This is a genomic window from Methylotetracoccus oryzae, from assembly GCF_006175985.1.
Classification (GTDB): Bacteria; Pseudomonadota; Gammaproteobacteria; order Methylococcales; family Methylococcaceae; genus Methylotetracoccus; species Methylotetracoccus oryzae.
Window position 1 is genome coordinate 23548 of the sequence record NZ_SRSH01000020.1, and the last position, 14924, is coordinate 38471.

Here is a 14924-nt window from a genome sequence, read left to right on the forward strand (position 1 = left end):
CCGCGTCTTGCGGTGCCTGCTCGGGCCGGCGAATCCGCTGACCAAGCCATGCTGGCTGTGCATCTGATCTACGGAGACCGAAAGTGAAGTGTTCGCACTGCGGAACGGAGTCCCACCCGGGACAGCGCTTCTGCACTGGGTGCGGCCGGGAATTGGCGGCGGGGGCGCCCGGCGTTTGCGGCCGCTGCGGGTTCTCCAACGAGATCACGGCGAACTTCTGCGGTGGCTGCGGCCTGATCTTGAAGTCGAATCCGGCGCGTGTCGCAGTCAGTCCGGAACCGCGTCGCCCGCCTCCGGAAGCCGATCAGCGCAAGCGGCAGATCACGGCGATGTTCTGTGATCTGGTGGATTCCAGTGGTCTGGCGACCGCCTTGGACCCGGAGGACTATCGGTCGGTTCTCGCCGCGTATCAGCAGGCGTGCGCGACGGCGATCACCGAGTACGACGGCTACGTTGCGCAATACCTGGGCGACGGTGTGCTGGCTTACTTTGGCTACCCGCAGGTCAGTGAGGACGATGCTCAGCGTGCCGTCTGTGCCGCCATACGCGCGATCGCCGCGGTCAGTGACGTGCATCCCGGCCATGGTCTGTTGCTGCGGGTACGGGTGGGGCTGGCGACCGGCGTCGTGATCGTCGGCCGGGGTGGCGGTATGGGCGATCGGGTCGTCGTGGGTGAGGCGCCTCAGCTCGCAGCGCGCCTGCAGACGCTCAGCGGACCCAACGGCATTGCGATCGACGCGGCCACCCGGGCCCTGTTGGGCTCTGAGTTCCTCAGCGAAAGTCTCGGTTTTCAGAGCGTCAAGGGGTTTTCGCAACCGGTCGAAGCGTGGCGGCTCGCGGACGCTCAAGGGGTGCCGGAGCACCTCCGGCGGGCTCCGCCCAGACTGGCAATTCCGCTGGTGGGGCGGTCGCAACAGCGCGCCGTGCTGACCCGTTGTGCCGCGCGCCTGCACGATGGATCGGGACAGATCGTGTTGATCCGGGGCGAGGCCGGCGTCGGAAAGTCACGGCTCGCAAAGGAAGCCCTGCAGTGGCTGGGCAGCCGGCATAACACGTTTGCGATCGAACTCTCTTGTTCGCCCGCACACACGGACAGTGCCTACCATCCACTGATCCAGTGTCTGAACCAACTGTTTTTCGCGGGCCGCCGGCCTCCGGAAGCACTGGACGCCTGGTCCGGCATCTGCCGCTTGCTGGCAGAACTGGCCCTGGAAGACCTGGCAGAAGTGCCGCCGCTGTTCGCGCAATTGCTGTCCGTGCCGCTGCCGTCCGAAGCAGGCCAGGCGACCCGGGCTCCGCATGCGCCGGAGCGGCAGCAACGCCTGATACAGCAGTCCCTGTTGTCATTGATGCTGCGGCGAGCCGGCGGCAAGCCGTTGTTGCTGGTGATCGAGGACCTGCAGTGGGCCGACCCCTCGACGCTGGATTTCGTGGCGTTTGTCGCGACCCAGGCCGCCTCGCTGCCGGTGTTGGGGCTGATCACGGCCGCCGCCGACTTCAACCCCGCCTGGTTCCTGCAGCGCAACGTCACCCTGATCGCTCTGGAGCGCCTCGACACGGCGGATGCGACCGTGATGGCGGCTGCGGTGGCCGCACCGGCGACGCTGGATCCCGCGACTACCGCCAGGGTGTTGGCGCGCAGCGGCGGCTTGCCGTTGTATATCGAGGAATTCACCAAGGCGCTCGTTGCCGCCAGTGTACGGCGCGACATGACCGCTGACGACCGGATCCCGGAGCCGGGATCGCTGCGGGACGCGGTGCGCAGCCGGCTAGGCAGCGGTGCGGCTGTGGCGCGATTGGCCGCGGTGCTCGGCTACGAATTCCGGCTGCCGGTATTGGCCGCGGCCTGGTCCGGCGCTCCGGACGCGCTGGCGCCCGGACTGACCGATCTGCTGCAGGCCGGTTTTGTGGAGACCCGGGGCCCGTCGTCTGCGGGTCGCTATGTGTTCAAGCATGCCTTGATCCGCGACGCCGTGTACGGACTGTTGTCACCCACGGAGCGGGTGGCGGAGCACGCCCGTATCGCCGGTATACTCGAACGCGATTTCCCCGAGCTGGCTGCCTCGGAGCCCGAGACACTGGCCCAGCATTTTGCCGGGGGCGACATGGCGATGCGCGCGGTGGGGTGTCTCGAGTGGGCCGGGCGACGCGCGGTCGAACTGGGCGGGCACGCGGAAGCCGGCGTCCATTTCTCCCATGCACTGCGCTTGCTCGCGACGCTCCCCGAAAGTGCGGAACGTCAACGTCTGGAGCTGGATCTGCTGGTGCAGGCCGGGGTCAGCCTGTCCATGCGTTCCGGGTACGCCGCGGCGGAGGTCGAGGCCACCTACGATAGGGCGCGTGAACTTTGCCGCCTGCGCGGCGACAGCGCGGAGTTGTATCCGGTGTTGAGGGGGCTCAGCGCGTTCTATCTGGTGCGGTCCAAGCTGCAGACCGCACGTGAACTGGCCGAGGAGTGCGTGCGCCTGGGCAAGGAACTGCAGCGTGTCGATTATCTGATCGGGAGTTACGACGTGCTCGGTTATGCGCTGGTGTTCGCCGGCGAACTGGGCGCGGCGCGTTCGGCGCTGCTCGCGGGTTTCGATCTGTTCCTGACCCACGACGACGGGCAGTTCACGTATCCGACGCCCCAGCATCCGGCGATTGCCTACGGTTGCCTGCTGGCCGTGATCAGCTGGATGGCCGGGGACGATAACGGGGCCACGCGCTACATGCGGGAAACCTTGGAGCGTGCCGAATGCTCGGGACGCCCTTTCGATCAGGCCTACACGCACGGTTTTGCCGCGCTGCTCGAGACGCTGCGGCGCAACCTCGCGGCGGCAGTCGATCAGGCGAATCGGGTGATCGAATTGTCGCAGCAGCATGGGTTCGCCGTCTGGTTGCAGGCCGGCACCCTCTATCTGGCCGTGGCCGAAGGCTTGCGCGGCGGCGGGAGCGAAGCCATCAACCTGCTGATCACCGGGCTGCAGGGGTGGCGGGCGTCAGGCGGCGAAATCAATCGCTCGTTCTTCCTCGGCCATCTGGCCGAGATCTACCGCAACAACGGTATGCTGGGTCCTGCCTTCGATACGATCGAGGAAGCGGTCGAACATGCGCGGCACCACAACGAGCACCTGTACGACGCGCTGCTGTTCCAGCTTCGCGGCGAATTGCGGGCGCTCAGTGAACCCGCAGACGATGAGGCGGCGCAGGCTGACCTGATGCGGGCCATCGAGATTGCCCAGGGCCAGGGAGCCGTGATGTTCGAACTCCGGGCTGCGACCAGCCTGCACAAGCTGTGCATTGCCCGCGGTTGCCCCGAGGTGTCGCGGGCGGCGCTGGAATCGATCTGCGAAGCCGTCGGGCACGGCAGTTCGGGCGACATGCTGGCCGACCTGCACGACGCGCGCGCGCAACTCGGCAAGACGATCTTCTAGGCGATCGCGTATGCCTCGGGCATCCCCCGCCCAAGACCGTCGCCGCTCATGCCGACGTCGCGATGCTCTCCTCGGTCAATGCCTTTGCCGCCAGCACATCGACTTCTTCGGCAAAGCCGCCCGCGGTCAATTCCTCGCACAGTGACACCAGTGCAGCGCGGTCCGCGGCCGGGCGCCCGGCCTGACGGTCCAACCGAAACAGCGAGGCCAGGGCCCGCAGATGGAAGAATCGCGCGCCCTGCCGCTCGGCAAAGTCCCGCGCGCGCTCCAGATCGGACCGAGCTGCAGGCGATCCAGGGCCTTCCCTGTGCGCGCGCAGTTCCCCACGCAGCCGCAGGATTTCCGCAAGAAAAAAATGTTCGTGGAAGTCTTCGGCATGTTCGCGAGCCTGTTCGATGATGCTCAGCGCGTCGTCGTGGCGACCCGCGTCACGGTAACTCTCCGCGAGCCCTGCCAGGAAGTACGCCCGGTGCAGACCGGCGCCCTTTTCCTGCCACGCATCCAGCGACTTTTCCAGAAGGCGGATGGCCTCGTCGCTTTTCCCGAGACCGTTCAGCGCCATGGCCTGGTGGAACCGCGCGGCCTCCTCCCATAGTGTGAAGCCATAGCGGTGCGCCAGTTCCAGCGTCAAGGTCGCGTAGCGGGCACCGTCGACGTACCGCCGCCGCATGATCTGCAACTCGGCCGTGTAGCAGCAGGCGTAGGTGCGATCGAAGGGGCGGTCTAGCCGTTCGGCGGTCGCAATCGGGTCCATGCGCCCATCGCGCGACAAGGCGCGGTTGCCGGTCAGCCAGGCCAGGTGCACCAGCAGCGCCTGCCCGGCGACCAGTGGATGGTGCTGCGTGGCATAGTGATCGACCTTGTCGTGTTCGCTGCAGATGCGGACGCATTCCTGCAGCCGCTCCACGCTCGCCTGGAAGTCACCGCGGTACATCAACGCGTAACCCAGGGCGGAGAAGGTTTCCGCGAGGCAGTCGGTCCGCCGTTGATCCGTACCGAGGCGCAGACAGTCCTCGGCCAGGCCGATGGCCGTGTCGATGTCGCCGCGGACCAGATAAAAGCTCCACAGGCCCAGTAGTACCGGAAACTGCTCGATCGCCTCGCCGAGTTGCCCGCACAGGTCCCGCGCGCGCTGAAAGGCTGCACCGGCCTCCGGCGCGGTATAAACGAAGGTCGACAGGCTCATTCCCAGCTGCAGCTGCAGGCTCAGCTCGAGTGCATCGCGGTTCATCTCCGGCGGCAGTCGCGCCAACAGGCCCAGCGCCGTCGAGAAATGCTGACCTGCCTCGTAGGGCGCGGCCAGCGCATTCGCGCGCTGCCCGGCCTTTTCCCACCAGGTGATGGCCTTGAACGTCGCTTTCGCCGCACTGTAGTGATGGGCGAGCAGTTCCGGCTGCGTGTTCGCGATTTCGGGGAAACGGTTCTCCAGCGTCTCGGCGATCCTTCCGTGATACTTCAGCCGGGTGCTGCGCAGCAGCGACTCGTAGGCGGCGTCCTGCAGCAGCGCGTGCCGGAAGATGTAGCTTTCCTGAGTGGGCTCGGGATGCGCGTTGACGACCTCTTCGTCGATCATGCGCTTGAGGCCGGTCCAGAATGCATCGGAACTGCCGGTCCAGACCGCCTCCAGCACCGGCGCGCTGAACTCCCGTCCGAGCATCGCGGCGAGTTGCGCCAGAAACTTGGCATCGCCCAGGCGATCGAGGCGGGCCAGCAGCAGCTCGTGCAGCGTGGTCGGGATCGGGTTGGCGCCGCTGCGCGCAGCGGCTACATCGCCGCGCGTATCGGACATCGCGCGCGCATACTCCTGGACATAAAGCGGTATGCCGTCCGTTTTCTCGACCACGGCGGCGACGATGTCCGGCGCCAGATCGGCGCTGCCGATACTCTCGCGGGCCAGGGCCTGAGCGTCCTGGCCGGCGAGTCGGCCCAGGGGAATGACGGTCACGTGAGGCCTGAAGGTCCACGGCGGGGTGAAGTCGGGGCGCGTCGTGAACAGGGCCAGCAGCGAATCCGAGCCACCGCGTTCGACGATGAAGTTGACGAACTCCAGCGTGGAGGGATCCGCCCAGTGTAGATCCTCCAGCAACAGCAGCAGCGGCTGGCGGCGCGCCAACTGCGCCACCAGGGCAAACAGGTACTGCATGGTCAGCCGCCGCTGGCGCTCGGGTGTCATCAACGGGGCGGTGAGATGCGCGGGGACGGGTATGGACAACAGGCTCGCGAACAGCGGCAGCGCTTCCTCGGCGGGCGTCACTTCATGGCTGTCCAGAAAGGCCGTCAGCCGCGCCCAGGCGGCGGCGGTGTCCGCCGGCCGCGCGCCGCCGAACACCAGGTGCTCCAGCGTGTTGATCAGGGGAAACAACGCGCTCTTCGTGTGCAGCGGCGAACATTGGATCTCGAGCAACTGGGCGGACCATTCCGTCCGCATCCGGTCAACCAGATCGCGCGCCAGCCGCGACTTGCCAATGCCGGGTTCGCCGCCGATCAGCACCACCTGCCCGGCGCCGGCCATGACCCGGTTGCAGCGTTCCATCAACAGGGCCCGCTCGTGCGTCCGGTCGATCATGCGCGTCATGAACGACGCGCGCACTGCCTTGAAGCGGCTGTCGACCGCGCGTTGCGAGACGACCTGCCACACCTGGGCCGGTTGCTCGAAGCCCTTGAAGGCATGCTGGCCGGCATCGGCGTATTCGAATTGTTCCCCCAGCAGGCTGCGTGTCAGGGAGCCGATGTAGACCGAGCCGGGTTGGGCCACACTGGCGATGCGGGCCGCGAGGTTGGGTGTTTCGCCGACGACGCCGACTTCCCAGCTCTCACCCTTGGCGATGCGATCGCCGACTACGACCAGCCCCGTCGCGATCCCGACCTGGGGCCGCCATTGCAGGCTGATGGCCGCCGGCAACGCGGACACGGCTTCGATGATCTTGAGTCCGGCACAGACGGCCCGCTCTGCGTCGTTCTCGTGTGCCTTCGGATAGCCAAAATACACCATGACCTCATCGCCCACGAACTGGGCGACGAACCCGTCGAACTCGGCGGTGACCCGGGCACAGGTGCGCTCGTAGTCGCGCAGCAGGTTGCGCAACACTTCCGGGTCCAGGCTGTCGGCCGAGGTTCCGCACTTGACCAGCTCGCAGAACATCACCGTCAGCTGCCGTCGCTCGACCTGGGATTCATCGTGGAACGTCGTACCGCCGTCGCCGGGCTTGGTCAGTGCGGCCGCTGTCAAGTCCGGGGAGGCGACGCCCGCTCCGACTGCCAGGGGTTGTCCACAACCACCGCAAAACCGGGCCTCCGGCAGGTTGAGAAAGCCACAAGCGGCGCAGAAGTTGTGCAATGCGGTGCCGCATGCGCTGCAGAACCGGTGACCCGGGCGGACTTCAGTGGAACACTTCGGGCAATGCATGCTGGGCTACCATCGACTTGACTGACTCTGACCCGCCCGGCCCGATCGCAAAGCGGCACCGCGGTGCGCTGGCTCAGGCCGAGGGCGTGGGCGCGGCCCCGGAGTCGAGGGTGCGCGCGGGTTCCAGATAACCCACGGAAGCATACCAGTTGATGGCGTCGCGTAAAGTCTCGAGCAGCGGACGTGGCACGATCCCGAGCTGCTGCTGGGCCGGTCCCGGCGTCATCGGATAGCTGTAGCGCGCCAGCAGTGACGGCAGCGAAGGAACCGGCGAGTTCAGGCCAAGTGCGCCCCATCCGGCTTCGCCCCAAAGCGCGAGGCCCGCCGCGCATCGGGTCGAGCCGTACAGTGGGGGCGGGCGGACGCCGGCCAGCGCGCAGGCTTCCCGGGTCAGCTCGCATAGCCGCAGGTTATGACCGCACAGCGGCAGGCGGGCGCCGAAGCGCCCGTTCAGCACGGCGCGGACCAGCCCGGTCGCGACCTCCCGGACATCGATCACGTTGATCACGCGGGTGCTCGCAAACGGCAGCCGGCCGTTGAGGGTCAGAGGCAGGAAGCACAGGTCCCGATCCTTCCCGTCCCATGGGCCGAGCACGGCGGTGGGACTGATCACGAGCCCCTGCAGGCCGCGACGGGCGGCCCCCAGCACCGAGGTATCGATGGCCCGCTTGACCTCGAAATAGGGGTGTAGCCGATCGAGCAGTCCGGCTTCGATACGTTCCGCCAGCCGCCCCGGGCGCGGCAGCGTGGTGAACGAGCCGACGACGGCCAGCCGGCTGCGGGCCCGGCGCGCAGCGGCGATCAGGGCCTCGGACCGGCAGGCCGCGTAGTCCATAGGGTTCATGCCGCAGGGGCGGTCCCGGTCGAAGATACGCAAGGGATAGGGGGCGGCAGCGTCGACGACGAGATCATGGCCGCGAACCAGATCGCCGGCCTTGTGGGGGATCTCGCCGCGGACCCTGACGAAGTCGATGTCCAGTTCCTGGAGGTTCGGTGTTGGCTCTGCACGCCGGGAGGTCACGGTGACCTTCGCGCCGCATGCCAACAGCTCGCGCACGACGGCATTGCCGATGTGGCCCGAGCCGCCCAGCACGAGCGCCCGCACGATGCCCTGGCTCATGCCGGTGGCCGGAACGACGCCACTCGCCGGCGCATCAGGACGACGGGAAAGAAGCGGTGGGGCTGCTGTGGGCGCGGATCCGCCCCGAGCGGCGTTCCGGTCGGTTCAATCCGGGTCTCCATCGAGCCAGCGTCCCTCGTGGGTTCGCCAGCACAAGGTTCGAGCGAGTTCTTCGCGCAGGTGAGCGCGGAGTTGGAAAGACGCCTTCGGTGCGATGATCTGGAATCGCCGTTTTCCGTTCGGCTTCTCGTCCTTGGTCGCAAGCCCAAGGGTCTGAGCGATGGGGTAAGCGGGTGTCGTCGCGAGGCGAATAGTCACGCTGGGCTCGATGGGCGTGAGTTCGTAACCCTGCTCCACGTACCAGGGCATGGCGGTCACGGCCTGATAGCAGGCACGTCCCACCTGTCGGGCATCGCGGTACTGTTTCAGGTTGTAGCGCGTCAGGGACGGCTGGCCTTTGCCCTGCCCGGAGCCCGCAGCGTCGAGCTTGAGCCAAGCAGGCAGCGGGGTATCGAATTTAGGCGGTGTGCCGGCCGTGTCGCGCCGGGCTTTCTCGTTCTTGGCGGCTTTCGCAGCCTCGACCGCCCCGCCGGTCCCGCAGAGTTCGATCAAGGTGTCCCGCTCGGCCTCCTGGCCCATGAAGAAGGCCGGAAACATCTCCGTCGACACGGTCAGCAGCGGGCGCAGGGCATTCGGGTCGTCGTCTTGGTTCAGCCATGGACCGACGACGCTGTCGATTTCGGCATAGATCGTCGAGCGCCCGTTGATCTCGCGGTCCGAGATTACGGCCCGGCTCCGGTTCGCGAATGCGAACGGGGTGACGAGACCCATCTCGACCAGTTCCCACGCCGAATCCGGCGCCTCGGATGCGTCCGTCCGCCGGTAATGCTTGACGGGGATGGCAAAGGATACGTCCTTGTCGGCCCACCACCCAATGTCGTTGGTCTCGGACCACATTCCGCCACCCTTGCGTCCCAGCGCCGACACCAGCAGATAGACCTGTGCGCCAGACGCTTCGAAGCGGTGTTTGCCAGCCGACGGTTTACCGCCCAGTGGCATGTTCAGGTAGTCGTCGACGAAGCCTTGCATCACCGACGGATCGGCGTCGAGCCCATACACCTGCAGCGTCAGGTCGGGAAACTCGAAGGGGCCCGAGACAGCCTGGGTTCCCGCGCCCTGCAGCGTGTTGTAAAGCAGAAAGTTCGATTCAGCTTTGCTCTGGGCGGCGGCCGCCGACGCATGGCCGCTGGCTGCGGTGAGGCTCTCCGTCGCGCAGGGAGCCGCGGCCTTATCGACTTGCCAGCCGGTGCAGTGGGCATCCGGATGCGCACACTGGGCCCGCCAAGCCAGTGTTTCGCCGGTTCCGTAGCGGAGATCGACATCGGTCCAGAACGGAAACGTCGGCTTCAGCACGTCCACGGCGGTGCCGTCGTGGGTTTCGCTGCGGTTAACGTGCAGGCCCAGGCAGTCGACGATGGGTTGCGCGGCATAGCGGTGAATGCGGATCGCGTAGCCACCGGAAGGGTCTCCTCGGAGCAGGTTGTAGTCACCCAGCAGGCCGCAGCGATTCACGCGGTCGATGCTCATGCGGGAATTCACCAGGGCCTGGTAGCAGGCCTGAGCCGGATCGCCGGCGTCGCGGAACTGCTTCAGCGTGATCATGTCGATGCCGAGTCCGCCGGAGTCCCCGGCATGGCGCCCGCTGGGGCCCATCATGCCGCGGACCTGCGGCAGGAAGCTGCGCAGATTGCGACCCGCCACCCGGCACATCGGTGCCAGAGCGGACAGGTCCCAGCCGTGCCGATAGCCGCGTGCCCCGGGGCGCACCAGCATGTCGAAGGCATCTTCCATCAGACCTAGCGCACTGCGCGCGCTGCCAGCCAGGACGGACAGGGGATTCCAGGGGTTGTCGGGATCAGGTGGAATTTCCGTGAAGCGCGGAACCGAATCGCGGTCGACCTGCAGCAGTTCGCGCATGGTCTCGCCGGCTCCGTCGTAGAGGTCGGCAATGATGGGGGTGCGCAGCGAAAACAGTCGTGTCGGGGCGCGGGGATTCGAAGCCCAGAGCGGCACGTCGGCGCTGACTTCGGCGAGGACCTTGGGCCAGCCGTAGACTTCGCGCCCGGTGCTCAGGGACAGTGCGTCATCGACGAAAATGAACGGTGACACGCAGGCCCAGTCCACGAACCGCCAGGCACAGGTCGCCTCATCGCGGACCCAGCGTTCGAGTGGCACCGTGAACGTCACCTCGCGTTGTGCGACCCAGCCGAAGTTCTGCGCCCTCGCCGACGCGGCCGACATGCTGCCGTAGTTGATGACCATCATGTAGACGTAAGGCAGCGACGGCCGGAAATGCACCAGCGTGTCGGGGATGTCGAGGTTCAGGTACTGGTCGCAGAACGTGTACAGGCGGGCGATGTTGGCCCTGATCGGAAAGACCCGCGACGTCACCTCGCGGAACAGGAAAGGCGGGCATGAAGCCAGATCCGCCAGCTCGGTCGGGCCATTGACTTCGTTGTAGCGTGGTTTGCCGTCGTGCGAGTGTGCCGTCATGTCGATTCCCCCATTGATCGATCGGGCTTTCCCTGCGTCAGGGTGTCGAGCCCGAGGTGCGTTCGAAGACCCAGGTGACCAGGCCGCGGATGAACTGTTTGTCGCGCGAGTCGGGCAGATTCCGGTAGATTTCCGAGTATTCGTGCAAGGCGGCGCCGGCCAGGCCGTGCGCGATGCCGCGCGCGTACTCCACCGAGCCGTAATAGTCCATCCGCTCCCGAATCCAGCCGATCTGTTCCGCCGTGCGCTGCTCCCGCGGCAGCGCCAGTATGGCCTCCAGGCGGCACCGTTCGACGGCGGTGGCCTTGCGGAGCAGGTCGTTCAGCATCAGGGTCCGCTTGCCTTCCCAGATGTCGCCGTCCGGCTCCTTGCCGTAGCGCGTGTCCGCGCCGAGGTTCAGCAAGTCGTCCTGGATCTGGAAGGCGGCCCCCAGAAAGAAGCCGAAGCGTATGAAGGGTTCGAGCTTCATCCGGCCGCGGGTGCCGATCAGTGCGCCGACCCGGCTCGGATGGATGATTGCGAGCCAGCACGTCTTTTTCAGGACCATCGTCAGATAGTCCTCGTCGGTCAGGTCAGTGGCATTGTCGCGCCGCCAGCCGAGTTCGAGTGCCTGACCCTCGGCGCTCTCCCAGGCCATGCGCTCCGTTTCGCGGAAGATTGCCATGGCCAGGCCCGGACCGATCCGGTGAATGTTGTCCAGCAGCGGTCGCAGGCTCAGCAGACACAGCGAATCGCCCGCGTTCAAGGCGAGCGGAATGCCATGCAGCGCATGCAGCGTCGGGCGTCCGCGCCGCTCCTCGCTGGCGTCCTCGATATCGTCGTGGATCAGCAGTGCGTTGTGCAGCAATTCGATCGAAGCCGCCGAACACAGCGCGTCCTCGACGCGCGCGCCGAAGGCCCGGGCCGTGGCCACGCACAGGCTGGAGCGCATCATCTTGCCGCTGCGCAGCGGATAGTCGGCGATCAGGTCGTAGAGGTAGGCTTGCGGTTCGCCGGCGGGCAGGTAGTTCAGCAGCGCCTGCTGCGTCAGCGTGCCGTATTCCGCGAGTACGTCGGGGATCAGGCGCGGTGTCCTGACCGAGGCCGGTTGCGGCGTCACGGCACCGATGGCTCCGCCGCGACACGCACCGTCAGGGTACCGGCCGGATCATTGGTCTCGGCGTCGACGACCACGCCGCTGTAGAGGCCGGGGACTTGGCGATCCGGAATGCGGACATCGAGCACGAGCGTGCCGTGAGCCGGCTCGAAGCGCAGCGTGATCGCCGTCAGCGGCGGCGCGTCGGGTCCGGGCGCGTGCAGCGCGTGCACCCGCAGCGCCGTCGTGCGTAGCTCGGGATCCAGCCTCAAATCGATACGTGCGTGTTGCCGGGACAACACTTCGACGACGACCCGAGTGGCCGGGCCGACCGGGTTCGCGCGGGCGTCGCCCAGCGGATCGGCGTCGGCGCGGGCCGCCGGCTGAACCGCCCTGGCCAGGCCGCGCAGCAGGGCCGGACTTCTGGTCAGTGTTCCCAAGGCATCGAAACACAAGCTCCCGAGATCCTGGTACACGCGCTGGGCCTGTTCGATGAAGGCGTCGAGCTCGCCGTCGCCGTCCCCCGGTTCCGTGCGGGTCTGACGCAGTTGCCGCGCAGCTCGCTGACCCTTCAGAATGTGCTCCTCGATCACCTTGTAGCCGAGATGAACGCCGTGCGTGATTACGTCGTCCAGTGTCTCCGCCAACGACTCGCTATGCTCGGCGGTGGCATCCGGATCGGGCGCTCCCTCGTCCCAGGAATGGGAGTCGCGAAAATAGGTCGTGGCATTGCGGATGGGGCCACTACGCTTCGGGTCTTCGCGTTTCAGGCGCTCCCGCTTGACGCTGCGGGGGGTATCGGCGGAGTCCGCAGGCTCCTGCGGAGCCGGTTCAGGGGTGATCGTAGCCAATGATGTCCTCCAGGGCGGGGGTCTGTGCGATGGCATGCGCGGCGAGTCGGCCCGACATGACGGCAGCCTCGACGCAGCCTTCGTTGAAGCCGCAGTCGGTCCAGTCGCCGGCAATCGTCAGATTGTCGTACGTGTTGTCGAGCGGTGAGATCCGGTACTGCAGCGTGCCGGGCAGGGCCAGCACGTAGCGGTCGGTCGGGTTCACGTTCGCGCGCCAGTATTGCGAATCGAAGCGGCTTGCGTCGGCAGGACTGGCGTTGTCGTGGGTCCGGTCCGCATCCGCGAGCAGTTCCCAACGGAACTCGCCGGGTTGGCGAACGGCCCCAGGCCACAGGTGGTGGATCTCGTGGTTCAGAAAACGCACTGCGTTCGCCTTGACCTCGGCGGCTCGCCGCCGCGGATAGTCGGTATCGGCGTCGTCGGGGGGGTGCTCCGGATCCCGCAGCACGTTGCAGAAATACGCCAGGGCCTCGGGGGGCGGTTCGGGCCAGCTTTCCTCGGCGATCGCGTGTGTCATGTCGGCCCAGGTGTCGAAGGGCTTCACAAAGCTCGAAAGCGTGATGGGGGGCTCTTCCCAGCCGAGCGCCGCCATCTCTTCGGTCAGCCAGATCTGACAGGCCTGACTCGCGACCGTCTTCACCTGTGTGGTCATGTTCCGCCAGCGCTCGTCGCGTGCGACGATCTCGCGGCAGACGTGCGGAATCGCCCCGACGCTGACGCCGAGCACGACGAAGTCGAAGTCACGGGTGACTTCCAGGGTTCGCTTTGCAACGTGGCGCCGGTCCCAGTGCGATTCGAAATCCCACCCCTCACGGCGCAGTCCATCCCCGTCCTCGAGTTGATCGAAATCGGCCTGCGCCGGCCAGCAGGGGACATTCTTGACGGTAACCAGCGGCTGATACTCTCTGCCGCCGCGGATTCGGGCCTGCACATCGAATTCCAGGGCCTCGACATAGGGTCGTTCGCCCGGCAGCAGCCGCGAAACGTCGCACAGCCGCACGTTTTCCAGTCGGTGGAAGAATTCAAAGCGGACGCCGCGGCGTTTCAGCACCTCGTAAAACGGTGCGAAGACGACATCGCCCATGCCCGCCCGCATTTTCCAGAAGATCGATCCGCGATAGGTGAAGAACATCCGCAGCGAGCCGCGCAGCGCCTGGCCGGCGGCCAGTCCCGGTCGTTCCGGATCGCCGTCCTCGTACGCCAGCGCGAGATCGTACAATCCCCGGACGAACGAGGAATTCAGCGACCGTTCGGAAGCGCCGTTGAGTCGCAGCCATTCACGGCACTCGTAGTCGTTGATCGCATCGAGGCCGCGCGGATCCCACAACAGACCGAAGCGGATCACGCCGACGACGATTGCGACGACGAGGTCGATGATCTCCAGCTTGCAGCGCGTCTCGTCATCGGTGGCGACCCAGCCTTCGAGTTGCAACCTCAGGTTGCCGGCGAGGGTTTCGATGAATTGCAGCAACAGGGGACGGGGACAGCTGCCGATGGATCGCAGGATGGCTTCGAGTACCGCGAGTGCTTCGATGACACCCACTGCGGTCGTCATCAGTCCACCGCGCAACAGGCGCAGCACGCTTTCGGCAATCCGGTCCGCCGAGGGAACGGCGCCAATCTTGTCGCTCTTGGCCCGCGCGAGATCGGCTTCGGCCTCCTGCAGGGGAACGCCCTGTTCCGGGTCGAACTTCCGGCGCGTATGCAGGCTGAGCACCAACGAGCGCAGCAGGGCGGCCGTCCGGGCCAGGTAACTGCCGAGCGCAAAGGGGTTGTGCGCGGTCAGCGGATCGCCGGGCAAGCCCTTGCCCGGGGGAAAGAACGAGGACCACAAAACCCATCCTCCCTGGCGGGCCGCTCCAGCCATGCCGACATGGGCGTCGGGAAAGAAGGCATCCCGCCAGTCGGCCAGCGGGCAGGCGGCCGGGTCGCGGTCGAGTTCGCGATAGCACTGGCGCAGCAGCCGGAACGCGTTCTCGTAGAAACCCAGCCAGACGTGCAAGCCGTGCTCTTCGATCCGGTCAGCCTTGCCGCGGCCCGATGCGCCCTTGCCTCCGAGTCGCCACCCCAATTGGTAAACGGTCACCCGATAGCGTCCTTCCAGTTCGGGCCGCGTCAGTTCAAAGGCGGTTGCCATCGCAGCGCAACCGCCGCCGACGATGGCGACCTCGATCGGCTTCGTATCCTTCAGAGGCAAGGGAGCCTCCGCCCGGAGCGCAGCGGTATCGGTTCGGGCGCGAACCCCGCCCCACGGCGTGGGACGACTGGCCCAGATCGGACCCTGTCGGCAAAGGGGCGGGATGGAGTGCTTTCCCTGGTGCGTAGCGCCAAATCGGATGTCCTGATCAACAGAAAAACCCATGTCCTACCCCGATTCTGTCAAGTCATGGCCGGCGAGGCAACCTCGATGCACGCAATACGCCTGTTCCGGGCCGCGGGTAGTCCGCGGCGGCGGTCGAGCGCGTTGCCCGTTGCCGGCGCTGGCCTGTCTTGACAGTGGAGG

General features: G+C 66.6%; 7 protein-coding genes and 1 pseudogene. 1 reads left to right on the plus strand and 7 read right to left on the minus strand.

Annotated elements, in window-relative coordinates; translation table 11 throughout:
• The first annotated feature begins 83 nt into the window (after positions 1-83).
• Positions 84-3416, plus strand: coding sequence for an adenylate/guanylate cyclase domain-containing protein (locus tag BWR02_RS17375; protein WP_139559175.1), 3333 nt, complete (start codon positions 84-86; stop codon positions 3414-3416).
• Positions 3417-3462: 46 nt separating this feature from the next.
• Here BWR02_RS17375 and BWR02_RS17380 read toward each other — a convergent pair whose 3' ends face one another.
• The 7 genes and pseudogenes from BWR02_RS17380 to BWR02_RS17405 all read right to left on the minus strand — a co-directional run bounded on the left by BWR02_RS17380 (position 3463) and on the right by BWR02_RS17405 (position 14618).
• Positions 3463-6645 (minus strand): AAA family ATPase, encoded by a 3183-nt coding sequence (locus BWR02_RS17380; RefSeq protein ID WP_236102377.1) that lies wholly within the window; start codon positions 6643-6645, stop codon positions 3463-3465.
• A 51-nt stretch (positions 6646-6696) separates the two neighbouring features.
• Positions 6697-6822 (minus strand): annotated as a pseudogene (locus BWR02_RS21735) (double zinc ribbon domain-containing protein); the annotation flags it as partial.
• 73 nt (positions 6823-6895) lie between these two features.
• Entirely contained in the window at positions 6896-7942 is a 1047-nt protein-coding gene (locus BWR02_RS17385; protein ID WP_139559177.1) for an NAD-dependent epimerase/dehydratase family protein, read from the minus strand.
• 105 nt (positions 7943-8047) lie between these two features.
• Positions 8048-10495 carry an acetoacetate decarboxylase family protein gene (locus tag BWR02_RS17390; protein ID WP_139559178.1) on the minus strand — a complete coding sequence of 816 codons (2448 nt, stop codon included), beginning with the start codon at positions 10493-10495 and terminating at the stop codon, positions 8048-8050.
• A gap of 37 nt (positions 10496-10532) precedes the next feature.
• The gene (locus tag BWR02_RS17395) at positions 10533-11594 is read right to left on the minus strand and encodes a polyprenyl synthetase family protein (protein ID WP_201276311.1); all 1062 of its coding nucleotides are present in this window, start codon (positions 11592-11594) and stop codon (positions 10533-10535) included.
• Complete coding sequence (locus tag BWR02_RS17400) at positions 11591-12421, minus strand: hypothetical protein (RefSeq protein WP_139559180.1); 831 nt, start codon at positions 12419-12421, stop codon at positions 11591-11593. The genes BWR02_RS17395 and BWR02_RS17400 overlap by 4 nt, the downstream gene beginning before the upstream one ends.
• On the minus strand, positions 12402-14618 hold the full coding sequence (locus BWR02_RS17405; protein WP_201276312.1) for an FAD-dependent oxidoreductase: 2217 nt from the start codon (positions 14616-14618) through the stop codon (positions 12402-12404). Before BWR02_RS17405 ends, BWR02_RS17400 begins: the two co-directional genes overlap by 20 nt.
• Positions 14619-14924 lie beyond the last annotated feature (306 nt).